The organism is Massilia sp. CT11-137 (assembly GCF_047302885.1).
GTDB classification, from domain to species: domain Bacteria; phylum Pseudomonadota; class Gammaproteobacteria; order Burkholderiales; family Burkholderiaceae_D; genus Telluria; species Telluria orientalis.
The window spans coordinates 2272577-2289306 of record NZ_JBKYMP010000001.1 but is presented as its reverse complement, the minus strand read 5'-3'; the positions used below and the strand labels follow the sequence as shown (position 1 = coordinate 2289306).

The 16730-nt window shown below is 68.1% G+C and carries 19 protein-coding genes; 14 read left to right on the top strand and 5 right to left on the bottom strand.

Annotation, left to right across the window (positions count from 1 at the left end; translation table 11 throughout):
- Positions 1-8 precede the first annotated feature (8 nt).
- From ACEN98_RS10310 to ACEN98_RS10290, 5 genes are all read left to right on the top strand, one after another.
- Positions 9-206: an oxidoreductase-like domain-containing protein gene (locus tag ACEN98_RS10310; protein WP_413384029.1), complete on the top strand. Its 198-nt coding sequence runs from the start codon at positions 9-11 to the stop codon at positions 204-206.
- Positions 207-299: 93 nt separating this feature from the next.
- Complete coding sequence (locus ACEN98_RS10305) at positions 300-791, top strand: Hcp family type VI secretion system effector (protein WP_413384027.1); 492 nt, start codon at positions 300-302, stop codon at positions 789-791.
- 12 nt (positions 792-803) lie between these two features.
- On the top strand, positions 804-1307 hold the full coding sequence (locus ACEN98_RS10300; RefSeq protein ID WP_413384025.1) for a BPSL0067 family protein: 504 nt from the start codon (positions 804-806) through the stop codon (positions 1305-1307).
- Positions 1304-1750: an STY0301 family protein gene (locus tag ACEN98_RS10295; protein WP_413384021.1), complete on the top strand. Its 447-nt coding sequence runs from the start codon at positions 1304-1306 to the stop codon at positions 1748-1750. The genes ACEN98_RS10300 and ACEN98_RS10295 overlap by 4 nt, the downstream gene beginning before the upstream one ends.
- Positions 1751-1811: 61 nt before the next feature.
- Positions 1812-2327 carry an arsinothricin resistance N-acetyltransferase ArsN1 family B gene (locus ACEN98_RS10290; RefSeq protein ID WP_413384017.1) on the top strand — a complete coding sequence of 172 codons (516 nt, stop codon included), beginning with the start codon at positions 1812-1814 and terminating at the stop codon, positions 2325-2327.
- On the opposite strand, the gene ACEN98_RS10285 is transcribed toward ACEN98_RS10290, so the two are convergent.
- The 3 genes from ACEN98_RS10285 to ACEN98_RS10275 are packed head-to-tail and all read right to left on the bottom strand — an operon-like array spanning position 2324 to position 5282.
- Positions 2324-2641, bottom strand: a complete 318-nt coding sequence (locus tag ACEN98_RS10285; protein WP_413384015.1) for an ArsR/SmtB family transcription factor — start codon at positions 2639-2641, stop codon at positions 2324-2326. The genes ACEN98_RS10290 and ACEN98_RS10285 overlap by 4 nt on opposite strands.
- A gap of 35 nt (positions 2642-2676) precedes the next feature.
- Complete coding sequence (locus tag ACEN98_RS10280) at positions 2677-3864, bottom strand: MFS transporter (protein WP_413384013.1); 1188 nt, start codon at positions 3862-3864, stop codon at positions 2677-2679.
- A gap of 11 nt (positions 3865-3875) precedes the next feature.
- Positions 3876-5282, bottom strand: coding sequence for an FAD-dependent oxidoreductase (locus ACEN98_RS10275; RefSeq protein WP_413384010.1), 1407 nt, complete (start codon positions 5280-5282; stop codon positions 3876-3878).
- Positions 5283-5395: 113 nt separating this feature from the next.
- Between ACEN98_RS10275 and ACEN98_RS10270 the strand changes: the two genes are divergently transcribed.
- The 5 genes from ACEN98_RS10270 (at position 5396) to ACEN98_RS10250 (ending at position 8779) form a co-directional block, all read left to right on the top strand.
- Positions 5396-5710, top strand: a complete 315-nt coding sequence (locus tag ACEN98_RS10270) for an ArsR/SmtB family transcription factor (RefSeq protein ID WP_413384008.1) — start codon at positions 5396-5398, stop codon at positions 5708-5710.
- Positions 5711-5721: 11 nt separating this feature from the next.
- Positions 5722-6210: an arsenate reductase ArsC gene (locus tag ACEN98_RS10265; protein WP_413384006.1), complete on the top strand. Its 489-nt coding sequence runs from the start codon at positions 5722-5724 to the stop codon at positions 6208-6210.
- Complete coding sequence (locus ACEN98_RS10260) at positions 6210-7490, top strand: arsenic transporter (protein ID WP_413385973.1); 1281 nt, start codon at positions 6210-6212, stop codon at positions 7488-7490. The genes ACEN98_RS10265 and ACEN98_RS10260 overlap by 1 nt, the downstream gene beginning before the upstream one ends.
- Positions 7491-7501: 11 nt before the next feature.
- Positions 7502-8209, top strand: a complete 708-nt coding sequence (gene arsH / locus ACEN98_RS10255) for an arsenical resistance protein ArsH (RefSeq protein WP_413384004.1) — start codon at positions 7502-7504, stop codon at positions 8207-8209.
- Positions 8210-8293: 84 nt separating this feature from the next.
- The gene (locus ACEN98_RS10250; RefSeq protein ID WP_413384002.1) at positions 8294-8779 is read left to right on the top strand and encodes a DUF421 domain-containing protein; all 486 of its coding nucleotides are present in this window, start codon (positions 8294-8296) and stop codon (positions 8777-8779) included.
- Positions 8780-8782: 3 nt separating this feature from the next.
- On the opposite strand, the gene ACEN98_RS10245 is transcribed toward ACEN98_RS10250, so the two are convergent.
- Entirely contained in the window at positions 8783-9745 is a 963-nt protein-coding gene (locus ACEN98_RS10245) for a hypothetical protein (RefSeq protein WP_413384000.1), read from the bottom strand.
- Between the two features lie 175 nt (positions 9746-9920).
- On the opposite strand from ACEN98_RS10245, the gene ACEN98_RS10240 reads away from it, so the two are divergent.
- Positions 9921-10517 (top strand): CHRD domain-containing protein, encoded by a 597-nt coding sequence (locus ACEN98_RS10240; RefSeq protein WP_413383998.1) that lies wholly within the window; start codon positions 9921-9923, stop codon positions 10515-10517.
- A 25-nt stretch (positions 10518-10542) separates the two neighbouring features.
- Here the strand turns inward: ACEN98_RS10240 and gluQRS are convergent, their stop codons facing one another.
- The gene (gene gluQRS / locus ACEN98_RS10235; protein ID WP_413383996.1) at positions 10543-11436 is read right to left on the bottom strand and encodes a tRNA glutamyl-Q(34) synthetase GluQRS; all 894 of its coding nucleotides are present in this window, start codon (positions 11434-11436) and stop codon (positions 10543-10545) included.
- Between the two features lie 120 nt (positions 11437-11556).
- Here gluQRS and ACEN98_RS10230 point away from each other — a divergent pair, with 120 nt between their 5' ends.
- Genes ACEN98_RS10230 through ACEN98_RS10220 form a run of 3 tightly spaced genes read left to right on the top strand, consistent with a single transcriptional unit; the run spans position 11557 to position 16705 of the window.
- Positions 11557-13407 carry an IucA/IucC family protein gene (locus ACEN98_RS10230; protein ID WP_413383994.1) on the top strand — a complete coding sequence of 617 codons (1851 nt, stop codon included), beginning with the start codon at positions 11557-11559 and terminating at the stop codon, positions 13405-13407.
- Complete coding sequence (locus ACEN98_RS10225; RefSeq protein WP_413383992.1) at positions 13404-14600, top strand: MFS transporter; 1197 nt, start codon at positions 13404-13406, stop codon at positions 14598-14600. Before ACEN98_RS10230 ends, ACEN98_RS10225 begins: the two co-directional genes overlap by 4 nt.
- The gene (locus ACEN98_RS10220) at positions 14597-16705 is read left to right on the top strand and encodes a TonB-dependent receptor (protein ID WP_413383990.1); all 2109 of its coding nucleotides are present in this window, start codon (positions 14597-14599) and stop codon (positions 16703-16705) included. Before ACEN98_RS10225 ends, ACEN98_RS10220 begins: the two co-directional genes overlap by 4 nt.
- Positions 16706-16730: the final 25 nt, after the last annotated feature.

Below are 16730 nucleotides of genomic sequence, written 5' to 3'. Positions count from 1 at the left end.
TGGCCCGCATGTCCGATCCCGTCACACCCCTGCCCGACCCGCGGCCGCTGCCGCCCATCGAACCCGCGCTGGAAGATTGCTGCGGCTCCGGCTGTCCGAACTGCATCTTCGACGTCTACCAGATGCTGCTTGCCAATTACAAGGAAGCGCTGGCGGCGTGGGAGGTGCGGCATCCGGAAGCCGCCGAAAAGCCAGCCCAGGACTGACTGCTTGCCGCGTTCGTTTATCCGTTGACTCCGGCCAAATCGCCATAAATCGCACTCTGTCACGATGCCTCGTTACTCAACGACGGAGGCATCATGACAATCGACGCATACCTGCAAATCGACGGCATCAAGGGCGAGTCAACGGACGACAAGCATAAGGGATGGATCGAAGTCTTCAAGGTGACAGGCAGCGTCCACCAGCCACGAGCCGCCGTCGTCTCCACGGCCGGAGGCATGACGACCGGCAGGGCCGCACTCTCGGACATCACGTTCGAAAAACTGGCCGATGTCGCATCCCCAATCCTTCATCAACACTCCGCGATGGGGAAGACGATTCCCAATGCCGTGTTCGAATTCATGCGTGCCGATGGCGACGGAAAGCCGATCTGTTACTACAGGCTTGCGCTCGACAACGTGATGATTTCCGGTGTCACGTTCAATAGCGGCGCGGGCGGCACGATCAACGAAATGGTGCACCTGGCGTATTCGAAGATCAAATGGGAATACGTCAAGCAAAGCGTACGAGGCGGGGTCGAGGGCAACACGATGGGCGGCCGGGATTGCGCCGCCCATAAATGCGTTTGAACGAGGCCGGCCATGGACCGATCGCAAGGCACGAGCCAGTGGATCGACGACCTTCCCAAGCGTAACGTCATTTATCCAAAAGACTTCAGCGCGCTGGTCGAGGACTACAGAAAGAACCCGCGGTTTATCGCAAACGGAGAGTGTGCGCGACTTCCCCAGGAACTGACGGATGTCGGCTGGACCGGCCGCTGGCATCGCGGGCCACGTGTCCTTGATCTTGCCTTCCTGCTGCCTGGCACCGTCATCGCCAACTTCAAGCTGATCGGCGGACACTGGAAGTATCCGAACGAACATGGCTACCACGCCGGACTGTTCGACAGGTTTTATCATGGCGAGGTCCTGTCGAACAAATTGCGCTGCGAATTCACGATGTTCGACCAGTACAGCGGCAAGACCCGGCATTACCCCGGCTTGCGTCCGATGTCCATTCTTCCCGAATGGTACGTAAAACAGTATCCGGAATACGATACACCATCCAATCGGGCAGACGATTTTTACGTGGTGGTCGTGCCATGAAAACACTCCTGTACGCAGCCCTGGCGGTATCCTGCGCCGGCGCCACGGCGCAAACGTATCGCTGCCCGCCGCGCTATCCGCCCAACGGCACGCCTGCCACCGTCTTGTCCAACGCCGCCATGTATCTGGGCGAGATGCATGGGAACGGCGCCCTGCACGGTGACATTGAAGAGGTGAAGGACGGCACCGATACGCATTACAGTCTTCCGGACGACGTCCCGAAATGGCTTGTATGCCAGTACGGCGGTGAACGCATCGCCGGCACAGCGATCAGCGGCCCGCGGGTCATCGGTGGCCGCGACTGGTGGATACCGCTGGATCCGCGGATCGAAGTCTGCGACTTGAAGCTACGGGAAACGGCGGTGGACCGAGGGCTAAGTGTGTGGGAGGCAATCGCCATTTGCAAACGCAAGGCATTGCCTTCGCCCGCGATGCTGGATTGATGACTTGACAGCCGTTTAGCGCCCCCCCACCATCGTCGACGCCATCACTTCGAAGATTCCCATGTCCGCTACCCGCATCCGCCCCGCCACGCCCGCCGACGCCGCCCGCATCTGCGCCATCTACAACCACTATGTCACGACGACGACGGTCAGCTTCGAGGAAGACGCGGTGAGCGAAGCCGAGATGGCCCAGCGCATCGCCGACGTCGGCGCCGCCGGCCTGCCGTGGCTCGTGCTGGAGGTCGACGGCACGCTCGCCGGGTATGCGTACGCGACGAAGTGGCGCGTACGGCCGGCTTATCGATATTCCGTCGAGAGTACGGTTTACCTGGACAAGACGTGCACCGGCCGCGGCCTGGGACGCACTCTCTACGGCGCGCTGCTGGACGAGTTGCGCAAGCGCGAACTGCGCCTGGTGATCGGCGGCATCGCCCAGCCGAACGCCGGCAGCGTCGGCCTGCACGAAGCGCTGGGCTTCCGCAAGGTGGCCCACTTCTCGGAAGTCGGCATGAAGTTCGGCCGCTGGGTCGACGTGGGTTATTGGGAACTGAACCTGGCCAGGGACGGACAGGGTTAAAGTGCCCCGATCGCCTGCTTGAGCTGCTGCAGCCGGTCCGGGTTGACGCAATAGCAGACCCGTTGCACGTCCGCCGAGCCTTCGATCAGGCCGGCCTCCTTCAGGATCGTGACGTGCTGCGAGATCGTCGACGCCGCCAGCGGCAACACGTCGGCCAGGTTCCCGAAATAGCACTCGCCGTGATCGATCAGGTGACGCAGCAGCTGGACGCGCGCGGGATGCGACAGCGCCTTGCACATGCGCGCGAGGTCGTCGGCATCGAATTCCGTCGTACGGGCGCGAGCGGTCGCCGGGGGGCAGCAGGACTTGGACATGGTGCGTTCGTGGTTGGGCGAACGCAGGATAGACGTCAGGCGGGATGCTTGTCAAAAGTTTTGTCCGGCGCGACTGCGCGCAGGTAGAACGCGAGGGACGCGAGCGACATGGCCAGCAGCGCGGCCAGCAGCAGGGCGGGACCGTCGGCGCGGCCCAGCAGCGCGGCCGCGATCAACGGTCCCGCCGCCTTCGACAACAATGCCGGCCCGGCCATGGCGCCCGCGATGGCGCCGTAGTGGTCGCGGCCGAACAGCGCCCGCGGCAACGATCCGCGCAGGATCGTGAGGATGCCGTTGCTCAGCCCATACAGCACGCAGAACGCGGCCACCGCCCACGCCTGCGCACCGCCCAGCGCGATGACGGCCAGGCCCGCCGGCAGCAGCGCGAACGTCACCTTGCCGACCGTTTGCGGTGCCGTGTGCCGCGCGAACGCCATCTCGCCCACGCGTCCCGCCACCTGCATCGGACCGATCAGCGCGGCCAGCAGCACCGCAGTCTCCCTCGCCTGGCCAAGACGTTCGAACAGCGTAATCAGGTGGACCGCCAGCGCCGAGAAGACACAGGTATTCGCCGCGAATGCCAGCGCCAGCGTCCAGAACGCGGGATGCCGCACGGCTTCCGCCAGCGTGTGTCCGCGCGCCGGACCGGCGCGGGTCACTGCGGGCGCGCTGGCGCCAAGGCCCAGGTGCAGCGGCATGCACACGGCGAGTTGCACGATCCCGTACAACAGGTACGTGTCGCGCCATCCATGCGACGCCTGCAGCCACGCCGTCAACGGCCAGAACAGCGTGCTGGCGAAGCCGCCGAACAGCGTCAGCGTCGACATGGCCTGCCTTGCCCCGCTATCGAGTTGCCGCTGGATCGTCGCGAACGCGGCTTCGTACAGCGTCAGCGCCATCGCCAGGCCGACCAGCGTCCAGGCGGCGTAGTACGACACCGCGCCCGTGCAGCGGCCGAGCCAGGCCAACCCCAGGAAACACAGGAACGAGCCGCCCGCCATGATGGCGCGGCCGCCGTAACGGTCCAGCAGGATGCCGACCGGCGTGGCGGCCAGCCCGGCGACGAGCAGCGCCCACGAGAACGCGCCGAACACCACCTCCGGCGCGAGGCCGAGGTCGCGCCGGATGCCGGGCGCCAGGATGGTGAAGGCGTAATACAGCGAACCCCAGGACACGATCTGGGTCACGGCGAGGATGCCGACGGTCGTCGATGGGCGGCGCATGCGGACTCCGGTCAGGCGCAGCAGCCCGTCGGGGCGGGATGACGGCAACCGCACGCACCGCCCGCGGCCGGCGCCGGCACGCAGCAGGCGGCGTCCGCCGTCGGAGCCACGCCGCAGCACCCGTCCGCCGGCCCTGGCGCGGCGTCGTCGAAGGCCAGCCGCGTGTTGCAGACGCCTGTTTCCGGCAGGTCGAGCTGGACGTCGTCGGCGGCCGCCAGGTCGCCCGCCAGCGCGGCGACGACGGAACGCACCTGCTCATATCCGGTCGCCAGCAGGAAATTCGGCGCGCGGCCGTAACTCTTGGCGCCGACGACGTAATAGCCGGGCTCCGGGTGCGCCAGCTCGCGGTGTCCGTGCGGCCGGACGGTGCCGCAACTGTGTTCGTTGGGATCGATCAGCGGCGCCAGCGCATCCGTGCTCTCGAGCCAGGGATCGTGACGTACGCGCAGTTCCCGGCCCAGGCCCAGGTCGGGCCGGGCGCCCGCCGCGCAGACGATCCGGTCGATGCCGTCGATCACCGGCACCGTACCGTCCACCGGGACACCCGTCACCCGCAGCCGCCCATCGATTTCGTCCAGGGCCTGGATGCGGAAGTCCTGGCGCAATACCAGGCCGCCCGCGTCGCGCAGGGCCTTGAGGCGCATCCCGAGTTCGCCGCGCGCCGGCAAGCCGTCCGCGGCGCCGCCGCCGAACACCCGGTCGAGGCGGCTGCCGCGCGTCGCCCACACGATCCGTGTCGCCGGGTCGTCCTGCGCCAGCCGGGCCAGCGCGAGCAGCGTGCCGGCCGCGGAATGTCCGGCGCCCACGACGAGGATCCGCTTCCCCGCGAACCGGGCGCGTGCGGCCCCCAGCACGTCGGGCATGCCGTAATCGATGCGAGCGGCCAGCGCCGCTTCGCCAAGCGCGGGAATGCCGTCCGCCCCCAGCGGGTTCGGATGCGACCACGTGCCGGTCGCATCGATCACCGCGTCGGCCAGGTACGCGCGCGGGCCGGCGGCCGTGTCGGCGCGGATGACGAACGGCGCACGCTCGCGGCCCTTCGTTTTCACCTTGTCGAAGCCGGCGCGCGTGAGCGCGGTGACGCGGTGGCCGAACAACAGGTGCGGCGCGATCTCGGGCGTGGCGGCCAGCGGCGCCAGATAGTCGTCGAGCAGTTCGCCGGCGGTCGGCAGGGCGTCGGGAGCCGGCGCCGTCCACCCGTGGCGCTCCAGCAGCTGGCGCGCGGCCTTGTCCACGTCGTACCGCCATGGCGAAAACAGGCGCACGTGCCGATAGGTCGCGAGGTTCGCACCCGGCGCCGCGCCCGCCTCGAACACCAGGGGCGTAAGGCCGCGCGCGACCAGGTGCGCCGCGGCCGCGAGGCCCACCGGACCGGCGCCCAGCACCGCGACCGTAAGTTGTCGTTCGTTCGTGTCCATCGTCGTTCTCTCCTTTATTCGTTATTCGACGAATACAGAATAGATTCCCGCGCTCGACCATGTCAAGTCATTTCGACTATAATCGAATTATCGAATTGAAAAGCGGAGCGACCATGGACAACAAGGAAGCGGTGGCGGCCCTCGCCGCCCTCGCGCAGGAATCGCGGCTGGCGACCTTCCGGCTCCTCGTGCAGGCCGGGCCGGACGGACTTGCCGCCAGCAGGATCGCGGAAGCGCTGGGCGTCCCGCCCTCGTCGCTGTCGTTCCACCTGAAGGAGCTGACCCACGCCGGCCTCGTCGTCCCGCGCCAGGAGGGCCGCTTCGTCATCTATGCCGCCCGCTTCGACTCGATGAACGCCCTTGTCGGCTTCCTCACCGAAAACTGCTGCGGCGGCACGCCCTGCTCGCGCGACACCTCCTGCTGCTGACTCTTATCTCCATGAACATACTCTTTCTCTGCACCGGCAACTCCTGCCGCTCGCTGATCAGCGAAGCCGTCTTCAACCACCTGGCCCCCGTCGGCTGGCATGCCCTCAGCGCCGGCAGCCACCCGACCGGCCGGCTGAACGCCCGCGCGCTCGCCCTGCTGGCCGCCAAGGGCATCCCGACCGACGGCTACTACAGCAAATCGTGGGACGGCCTGCCCGTCACGCCGGACGTCGTCGTCACCGTGTGCGACAGCGCCGCCGGCGAAACCTGCCCGGCCTACCTCGGCCCGGTGCTGCGCACGCACTGGGGCGTGGAGGATCCGAGCCACGTGACCGGCACGGAAGCCGAGATCGATGCCGCGTTCGAACAGGCCTACGCGATCCTGCGCGCGCGCATCGAGGCATTCCTGGCGCTGCCCCTCGACCGCCTGGCCGGCGACCGCGCGGCATTCCAGGCGGCGCTCGACCATATCGGCAAGCTGGGCGGATCGACGCCGTGATGCTGCCGGCGCTGCTCATCTTTCTCGCCACGCTGATCCTCGTCATCTGGCAACCGCGCGGCCTCGGCATCGGCTGGAGCGCCGCCGCCGGCGCCGCCGTCGCGCTGCTCGCGGGCGTGATCCGCGTGGACGACATCCCGGTCGTCTGGCACATCGTCTGGAACGCCACCGGCGCGTTCGTCGCCATCATCGTCATCAGCCTGCTGCTCGACCGCGCCGGGTTCTTCGAATGGGCCGCGCTGCACGTGGCGCGCTGGGGCGGCGGGTACGGCCGGCGGCTGTTCGTGCTGCTGGTGCTGCTCGGCGCGGCCGTCGCAGCGCTGTTCGCGAACGATGGCGCGGCGCTGATCCTCACGCCGATCGTGATCGCGATGCTGGCCGCGCTGCGCTTCCCGCCGCGCGCCACGCTCGCGTGCGTGATGGCGGCCGGCTTCATCGCCGACACGTCCAGCCTGCCGCTGGTCGTGTCGAACCTCGTCAACATCGTGTCGGCGGATTATTTCGGCATCGGCTTCGCGCGCTACGCGGCCGTCATGGTGCCGGTCGATATCGTCGCCGTGCTGGCGACGCTCGCCGCGCTCGTCGCGTACTTCGGCCGCGACCTGCCCGCCCGCTACGACCTCGCCCAGCTCAAGCGCCCGATGGATGCCATCCGCGACCGCGCGACCTTCATCGCCGGCTGGTATGTGCTGGCGCTGCTGCTGGCAGGCTTCTTCTGGCTGGAGCGCGTGGGCGTGCCCATCAGCGCGGTCGCCGCGGCGGGCGCCCTCGTGCTGCTGGCCGTCGCGGCGCGCGGCCATGTCATTTCCGTGCGCGCCGTGCTGCGGGGTGCCCCATGGCAGGTCGTCGTGTTCTCGCTGGGGATGTACCTGGTGGTCTACGGCTTGCGCAACGCCGGCCTCACGGACGGCCTGACGGCGCTGCTGGCGCGCAGCGCGGCGCACGGCACCTGGGGCGCCGCGCTCGGCACCGGGTTCGCGACCGCCCTGCTGTCTTCCATCATGAACAACATGCCCACCGTGCTGGTCGGCGCACTGGCGATCGACGCCGTTCCCGCCACCGGCGCCGTGCGCGAGGCGATGGTGTATGCCAACGTGATCGGCTGCGACCTCGGTCCGAAGATCACGCCCATCGGCAGCCTGGCCACGCTGTTGTGGCTGCACGTGCTGGCGGACAAGGGCATCCGTATTTCCTGGGGCCAGTACTTCCGCACCGGCATCGTGCTGACCCTGCCGATCCTGCTCGTGACGCTGGCCGCGCTGGCGCTGCGGCTTTCCTGACACGACCCATCATGGACAACCTGCCCAACATCGATTTCGAACGCCTCGACCTGCCCACCCAAGCCAGGCTGGAACCCGTCGGCAGCCTCGATCATCCGCCGCGCATCCTGATGCTGTACGGCTCGCTGCGCGAGCGCTCGTTCAGCCGCTTCCTCACGTACGAGGCGGCACGCATCCTCGAACACTTCGGGGCCGACGTGAAGATCTTCGACCCGATGGAGTTGCCGATGGTCGGCAGCGTGCCGGAGACGCATCCGAAGGTCGTGGAACTGCGCGAACTATGCCTGTGGTCCGAGGGCCAGGTGTGGTGCAGCCCGGAACGCCACGGCGCCGTCACGGCCGTCATGAAGAACCAGATCGACTGGATTCCGCTCGAACAGGGCGCGGTACGGCCCAGCCAGGGACGCACGCTCGCCGTGATGCAGGTCTGCGGCGGTTCGCAATCGTTCAACGTGGTCAACACGCTGCGCCTGCTGGGACGCTGGATGCGCATGTTCACGATCCCGAACCAGTCGTCGGTGCCGATGGCGTACAAGGAATTCGACGACGCCGGCCGCATGCGCCCGTCCGCCTACTACGACCGTCTCGTCGACGTGATGGAGGAACTCTACAAATTCACGCTGCTGCTGCGCGGCCGCACGGACTACCTGACCGACCGCTACAGCGAACGCAGCGAACGGGCGCGCAAGGCCATCGACCGCCAGATCGGCAAGCTGTAGGGCGCACAACGTTCCCCAGCGAACAGTCGACCGCCGGCCCCGTCATTACGATGGATGCATCCGCTGCATTCCGGAGAGGCCGCTATGTTCGATATGGACCTTCCCTGGTGGGAATTTGTTGCGCGGGGCGCGCTGGTCTATGTTGCCCTGCTCGTCATGGTGCGATTGTCCGGACGGCGCACGATCAGCCAGCTGACGCCGTTCGACCTGCTCGTCGTGATGCTGCTGTCGGAAGCCGTGTCGAACGGCTTGTCGGGCGGCGACGATTCCGTCAGCGGCGGCCTGATCATCGCGGCCACGCTGATCGTGCTGAACGCGGGTATCGGGATGCTTGCAGCCACCAGCCATCGCATGGAATCCCTGCTGGACGGCGACTCGCTGCTCATCGGCCGCGATGGCGTGTTCTTCGACAAGGTCCTGCGCCGCAATCGCGTGGGCGAGTCGGACGTCCGGCAGGCACTGCGCCAGGCCGATTGCGCGCAGCACGAGATGCAGTGCGCCTTCCTCGAGGCCGACGGCAGCATCACGATCATGAAGCGGCCGCTGGCCACGGATCCGGTGCGCACCTGACCATCAAAACGCGTAGCCGGCGCCGAGCAGGAACACGTCGGAATCGCGCTCGTAATTCGTGATGACGCGGCTCCACGTGAGCTGGCCGCGCCAGTGGTCGTCGATGCGGTAGCGCATGCCGATCGACGCGATCGGCGCCACGTGGTTCTCGCGCGCCGCGTGGGGATCGGTGCGGTCGAGCTGGTCGCGCATGGCGTAGGCGCCGAAGCCCATCTCCAGCACGGTGCGCTCGGTGAACGGGCGCAGCAGCCACACCTGGGCCGAGACGCCCTTGCGCTCGGCCGCGTCCACCTTCCCTTCATTCATCAGGATGACGCTGCCCTCGACATTCGGCGTGAACGTGCGCCGATACTCCAGGCCCGTCGACGTCGACGTTTCCGACTTGAAGCTGTTCACGATCGAGCGCCCCGCGAGCAGCATGACGAGGTTGTCGCCGCGGTCGGCGTTTTCCAGCCGGATCGGGCGCGGCACGCTGCCCAGTTCGTAGCCCATGCCGACCATCAGCATCGAGCTGTCGTGCGACGTGATGCCGTGCGTATGCGACAGGCGTGCCTCGACGTAGGCGCGCGAATGCAGGTGGTAGACCGCGTTCACGCTCATCAGCTGGCCCCAGCCGTGCTCATTGCGGTAGTCGCCCAGGGAGCCGTTGCCCGTCGTCGTGTCGAAGTAATAGTAGGGACCGAAGCCGGCGCCGAACGACCAGCCCCGTTGCGGGACGGCCGTATGCGCCCACAGCTGGGCGCCGAGACCGTCGCGGTGGTGGAGCTTCGGATGGCCTTCGTTCAGGTAATCGGCGCTCACCGAGAAGTACTTGTGCAGGTGCTGCGTATAGCCGACGTTGACCGCGAACGAGGAATTGCCGGCATCCGTGTCGGCGCGCATCGCACCGGCCAGCAGGGACGCGTCCTGGGCGTGGGCGACGGAGGAAATAGTGAGAAGCGTAAAGATGCTGTAAAGATAGTGCATGAATGGGGTCAATTAGGATCAGTTGCCGATTATGCCAAGCTTTCCTAATCTCAGTCGCCCGCGGGCACTATCTCAACCGTATGGTGTGAGGCCGCCCATGTCTTCAGTGCTAAGTTTTTAGTCAGCACCCCAGGACGGGGTGCGCGCAGGACTTTTGTTTAACAGGAGGTACTCCATGAAACGTGTTCTGTCCGTACTCGCACTGGCAGCGGCATCCACCGCCGTCGCCGTGCCCGCCGGCGCCGCGCCGGCCGACCCGAGCTACCGGGCCGTCGCCACCGGGGCGCTGGAAAGCCCGCCCAACCCCTCGCCCGGCACCAGCCTCGTGACGATCGACCTGGGCGGGAAGGAAATGTTCGTCGACATGCCGTTCCGCGACCTGGACGGCACCACCACGGATGCCCATATCCATTGCTGCACCGGCACGGCCTTCACGGGCGTGGCACCCGTGGCGGTGCCGTTCCAGGACTTCCCGATGGGTGTCACCGCGGGCACCTACAGCAAGGCCATCCCGCTGGATGACGCGATGTCCTACGATCCCGCCTTCGTGAGCACGCACGGCGGCACGGCGTCGAGTGCCGAAACGGCCCTCATCGACGCCATCAACGCCAACGAGGCCTACGTCAACATCCACACGAGTCTCTATCCGAACGGGGAACTCCGCGGCTGGCTGGTGGCCGCACCGCCCGTGCCGGAGACGGCCGAGTGGTCGATGCTGGCCGTGGGTCTCGCCGGGTTGATGTGGATGAGCCGGAGACGGCCGATGGTGTGAGATGGATGGTTGATGCGGGGAGGCATCAACTTACATGCAACGCCGCCCACGCGGGCACCGCGACCCGCCAGAATGCTTCCAGCGACCCTGGCTCGCCCACTTCCAGCCCGAGAAACCCCGCCGATTGCCGCAACGCGGCCACTGCAGCTTCTTCGTCCCCCGGCCGCACGGCCAGCGCCCCCGTCTGCTTCGACAGTTTTTCGCCATTCGCATTGCGCACCACCGGCACGTGCAGGTAGCGCGGCGTCGCCACGTCCAACAGCCGCTGCAGGAAGATCTGGCGCGGCGTGGAATCGAGCAGGTCGGCGCCGCGCACGACGTCCGTCACGCCCTGCTCCGCATCGTCCACGACGACGGCCAGCTGGTAAGCCCAGTAGCCATCCGCGCGCTTCAAGACGAAGTCGCCCGACTCGCTGGCCAGCCGCTGCGTGACGACGCCGGCCACGCGGTCCTGGAATGAGATCACGTCCGCGCCCGCCTCCGGCACGCGCAGGCGCAGGCTGCGCGGGCTGCGGCCCGGCGCGAGGCCGTGGCGGCACGTGCCCGGGTAGATGGCGGCGCCGTCGGGCGCGACGCCCAGGCGCGAATCGGCGATCTCGCGGCGGTTGCAGCCGCACGGGTAGACGTGGCCGGCGAGGCGGTCGTACGCGGCCTCGTACAAGTGCTTGCGGCGGCTCTGCCACACGACCTCGCGGTCGGACTCCATGCCCAGGCGGTGCAGCAGGTCGAGGATCTCCCCGGCGGCGCCGGGCACGCTGCGGCCCTCGTCGATGTCTTCGATGCGGATCAGCCAGGTGCCGTGGTGGGCGCGCGCATCCAGATAACTGGCCAGCGCGGCGACCAGCGACCCCGCGTGCAGCGGGCCCGTGGGCGATGGAGCGAAGCGGCCGACGTAGCCGCCGTTGGATCGGGTGTTCATCGGCGCAACCATAACATACGCCCCTGCCTTGATCCATATCTGGCAATATCGAGAATCGTATTGAGAATGATTCGCGTTTACGTTATGCTGCGCTCCCGTCGTTATTGAGAAGGCAAGCCGATGAACGCGATACCGAAACTGCTCAACCCCATCGATCACGCCCTGGACGCCGTTGCCGCCGAGCTGGCCTCGTCCGACGCCCGCCGGCGCAGCCTGCAGAGAACATTGCAGGCCCTGTTCCGCGAACGCCTCCTGAACCGGGACCAGTTGATCACGGAGGGCGCGGTGTCGTGGCTGCCGCTGTGGGCGCAACAGGGCATGCTGCGTTTCGAGGGCCTGAACCTCGGCCGCATCGGCGATTGCCGGCTGGCCGGGGGCGTGTCGTACTACGCGACCGGGGAACGGCCGCAGCCCGTCGCGCATGCGGCGGCGCTGCTGGCCTGCGTGGCGCCCTCCCTGCCGGGCCAGGGCGCGGACCTGCAACGGCTCATCCACGAACTCGACAACAGCCTCGCCAACGACGTGCTGTGCCTCGGCTACCGCCGCGGCTGGGCGCGGGCGCTGCGCGCCGAACTGGGTAAGGCCGACACCCATTTCATCGCCGCGCTGCGCAAGTCCGGCCATGCGAATCCCGCCCTGCTGCTGGAGCAATGGGGCACGCTGGGCCATCCGTGGCATCCCACGTTCAAGACCAAGCTGGGCCTGTCCGCGGACGAGGTCACGGCGCTGTCGCCGGAATTCCAGCCGACGCTGGCCGTGCCGCTGGCCGCGATCCGCGCGGACAAGGCGCACGTCACCTTCTCGACCGGCGACGGCGACTACCTCGCGTGGTTCGGCCGGCACTTCCCGCAGCCGCTGCTGCGCTGGAAAGTCGCCCTGGCGGCGCTGGGCAAGTCGCCTTCCGACTGGCTCCCGCTGCCGCTGCATCCCTTCCAGGCCGGCAGGGTGATCCCGGAAAAATTCGCGGCCGAGATCGCGCGCGGCGACCTGCTGCTGCCGGACGACGTGGCGCTCGACGCGACCCCGACCATGTCGTTCCGCACCGTCGTCCCGGCCGGCTCGCCGGCCTTGCCGCACCTGAAGCTGCCGGTGTCGCTGCGCCTGACGAGCGTGCAGCGGACCGTGTCGCCGAAGTCCGCCGTGATGGGACCGCGCATCACGCGCCTGCTCGCGACGATCCTCGACGCCGAAGCGGGCTTCGGCGGCACGCTCGACATCGTGCGCGAGGATGTCGGCCTCCACTACCTCGACCCGGACGGCATCGATGACCGCGCGCGCCACCTGGCGATCCTGTATCGCGCCAATCCGATGGCGAAGGCGGACGGCGCACGCTTCCCGGTCCCCGTCGGTGCCCTGTTCGCGGAATCGCCGTTCAGCGGCCGGCCGCTCGTCACCGAGGCCGTCGCGCTCGCATACGGCGACCATGCCGCAGGCGCCGTCGCGTACTTCGAGCGCCACGCGCGCACCGTGCTGACGGCTCTGCTGTCCGCGTATCTCGTGTACGGCATCGCGTTCGAAGCGCACCAGCAGAACAGCTTCGTCATGCTCGACGCGGACTACGCGCCCGTGCAGCTGCTCGCGCGCGACTTCGGCGACCTGCGCATCCACGGCCCCACCCTGCGCGGCGCGGGCCTCGCGATCGACGCCTACCGCGCCGGCGCCACCGTGTACGAGGACGACGGCCCCGTGCGCGACAAGCTGCTGCACGCCGTGCTGTTGTGCCACCTGTCCGAACTGGCGCTGCTGCTGGCGCGCGCGTACGGCCATCCCGAGCATCCGTTCTGGGACGTCCTGCGGCGCGAGATCGACGCCGTGTTCACGGCCTTGCGCGGCCGCGTCGACGCGGCCCGCTGGCACGCCGAACGCGCGGCGCTGCTGGAGCACGAGTGGCCCGCGAAAGCGTTCCTGCGCATGCGCCTGTCCGATACGCAGGACGACGTGCACGGCACCATGCCCAATCCGCTCGCATGACCACCACGCGCTGGCTGTTCGCGCTGCAGCTCGTGGCGATGGGCGCCATGGAGATGAGCGGCCCGTTCTGGCCCCTGCACCTGCGCCGCGTGGGCGAGCTGTCGCCGCACGCGCTGGCGTGGGTCAGCGCCATCGCCTACGCGGGCCCGATGGCCATGGCGATGTGCACGACGCCGTGGTGGGGCCGCCTCGGCGACAGGGTCGGCCACAAGCCGATGCTGCTGCGCGCGCTGCTCGCGCTGGCGGCCACGCAGTGGTGGATCGCGGCGACGGACAGCGTGGCCGTCATCCTGTCCGTGCGCCTGCTGCAGGGCGCCCTCGCCGGCTACATCGCGGCCGCTCAGGCCTATGGCGCGCGGCTCGTGACGCGCGCGGCGCGCGGCGCACTGATGTCGCAGTTGCAGGCCGCGACGGCCATCGGCTCCGTGACAGGTCCGGTGATCGGTGGCTGGCTGTTCGATGCCCAGGGTTTTACCAGCGTGAACGTGTGGGCCGGTGCGGCGTGCCTGCTGTGCGCGGCGCTGGCCTCGTTTGTCCTGCCGGCCGTCGCGCCGCCGGCCACGCGGTCCTCCGGCGTGCGTGAGCGGAAGGCGGCGCTGCCGGCCGGGCTGTATGGCCTGCTGCTCGGCATCGTGCTGGTGCAGGCCGGGAAGATGATGCCGCAGACGTTCTTCGGCCTGTATGCCGACGAAGTCCTGCACGTATCGAACCGCGTGACGGGCCTGTGCTATGCCGGCACGGCGCTCGGCCTGTGCGTGGCCGCGCCGTTCTGGGCCCGGCGCTTCGCGCACCTGGCGCATGCACGCGTGCTCGCGCAGGTCGAATGGATTCTCTGGGCCTGCGTCGCCATCGTCGCGGTGCAGGCCCTCGCAACGAATATCGCCGTGTTCGTGCTGGCGCGCGTGCTGTGGGGCGTGTGCCTCGCCGCGCTGCTGCCCGTCTTTTACGGCCTGCTCTCGCGCGAAGCGGCGGACGACCAACAGGGCCGCGTGCTCGGCGCCGGCAACGGCGCCGCCAAGGCCGGCGCGCTCGTCGGCGCCGGCGCGGGCGGCCTTGCGCTCGCGTGGGTGCCGCTGTCCGCCATGTTCTGGACCGTCGCCTTGCTGTACGCCGTTGCCGCCATCGGCATGCGCGCGATCCGGACCCGGTCGTCCGATTTCCAACACCTTCAAACAACAACAGGAACATCATGAAACAAGTACTGCGCCCCCTCCCCTGCCTCGTCGCCCTCGCCTGCAGCGTGTGGACGCCGGTCCGTGCCGAAGAACCCGCGATGCCGGAAGTCGTCATCCGCGACCGGAAGATCGACGCCGGCTCGTACGAAGTCACCGAGACCAACACCGCCACCAAGATCGACGTGCCGCTGCGCGACATTCCGCAGACCGTCAACGTGGTGCCGGCCGTCGTGCTGCACGACCAGAACGCGCTGTCGCTGCAGGACGCGCTGCAGAACGTGCCGGGCCTGTCGTTCTCCGTCGGCGACGGCCAGCGCGACCAGGTGACGATCCGCGGATTTTCCGCCATCAGCGACCAGTTCGTGGACGGCGTGCGCGACGACGCGCTGTACTTCCGCGACCTCTCCAACATCGAACGCGTCGAAGTGCTCAAGGGGCCGGCTTCCGTGCTGTATGGCCGCGGCTCGGCGGGTGGCCTCGTCAACCGCGTGACGAAGAAGCCGCTCGCGGATCCGCTGCTGGAGGCGGGCGTCACGCTCGGCTCGCACGGACAGCGCCGCGGCGAGTTCGACGTCGGCGCGGCCAACGACGACAAGGACGCCCTGTTCCGGATGACGGGTGCGGTCGAAGACTCGACCGGCTTCCGCGACCGCTACTTCCTGCGCCGCCAGGCCCTCGCGCCGTCGGCGACGTTCAGGCTGTCGCCCGCCACGACGCTGACCCTGCAAGCCGACTACCTGCACGACAAGCGCCTGGCCGACCAGGGCGTGCCCAGCTACCACGGCCGCCCCGTCGACGTGCCGGTCGAGACCTATTTCGGCGCCGCGAACGCCACCGCGCGCGCATTCGTGCAAAGCGACGTGAAAAGCGCCACCGCGACGCTCGACCACGCGTTCACGCCCGACCTGAAACTGCACACGGTGCTGCGCGCGTACGACTACGCGCTCGACCGGAACTACACGTCGATCGGTACCATCAAGGACGGCGCCAACCCGACCATCTCCATCGGCCAGAGCCACCGCCTGCGCGACGAGGACGGCCGCTACCTGCAGAACGAACTCTCCCAGACCGTCGACTGGGGCACGACGAACCACAAGCTGCTGTACGGCGTGGAACTCGGCCGCCAGAACAAGAGCGAGGTGCTCCGCTCGCGCAACAACGTGGCGACGTACCACCTGTTCCACCCCGTGCTCGTCGACCTGCCGGTGCTGCCGGATAGCGTCGCACCCGGCGCGGATAACCAAAACCGCGTCGACATCGCTGGCCTGTACCTGCAGGACCTCGTGGCGCTGACGCCGGAATGGAAAGTCCTGGCCGGCGTGCGCTACGACCGCCTGAAGCAGGACCGCGACGACCGCACGGCGAAGAACATCGACCTGCAGCGCACGGACGATACCTGGTCGCCGCGCCTGGGCGCCGTGTACCAGCCCACGAGCCGCGTGGCCGTCTACGCCTCGTGGAACCGCTCGTTCCAGCCGATCGCGGACTCGTTCACGTTCCGCGCCAACAGCGACACCCTGAAGCCCACGCAGACCGTCAACAAGGAAGCGGGCGTGAAGCTCGACCTCAGTGCCCGTTCGAGCCTGACCGCGGCGCTGTTCGACATGACCCAATCGAACATCCAGGTCGCCGATCCGGCCAACACGAACTTCTCGCTGCCCGTCGGCCGCCAGCGCACGCGCGGCCTGGAACTGAGCTTCATGGGCGAGATCGCGCCGGGCTGGGATGCGATCGCCGGCTATGCGAACATGCGCGGCACCATCGAGGACTCGACGGAGCTGACGTCCGCCGGCAAGCCGTTCGAAGGCAACACGGCCGCGCTCACGCCGCGCCACACGTTCAACGCGTGGATCAAGCACCGCCTCGATGGCCACTTCTGGGTCGCCGCCGGCGGCCGCGCGGAATCGAGCCGCTATGCGTCGCCGGACGACCTGACGACACTGCCGGGCTATGGCGTCCTGCAGCTCGGCGCCGGCTACGACAGCGGCAAGGTCGACGTCACGGTCACGGTGCGCAATCTGCTCAACCGGACTTATTTCGTGTCCGCGCACAGCGGCGCCAACGACTACAACATGCCGGGCGAGCCGCGCACGGTACTGGTCAGCGCGCGCTACCGCTTCTAAAGGGCGTTTTTATGTCAAACTAGCG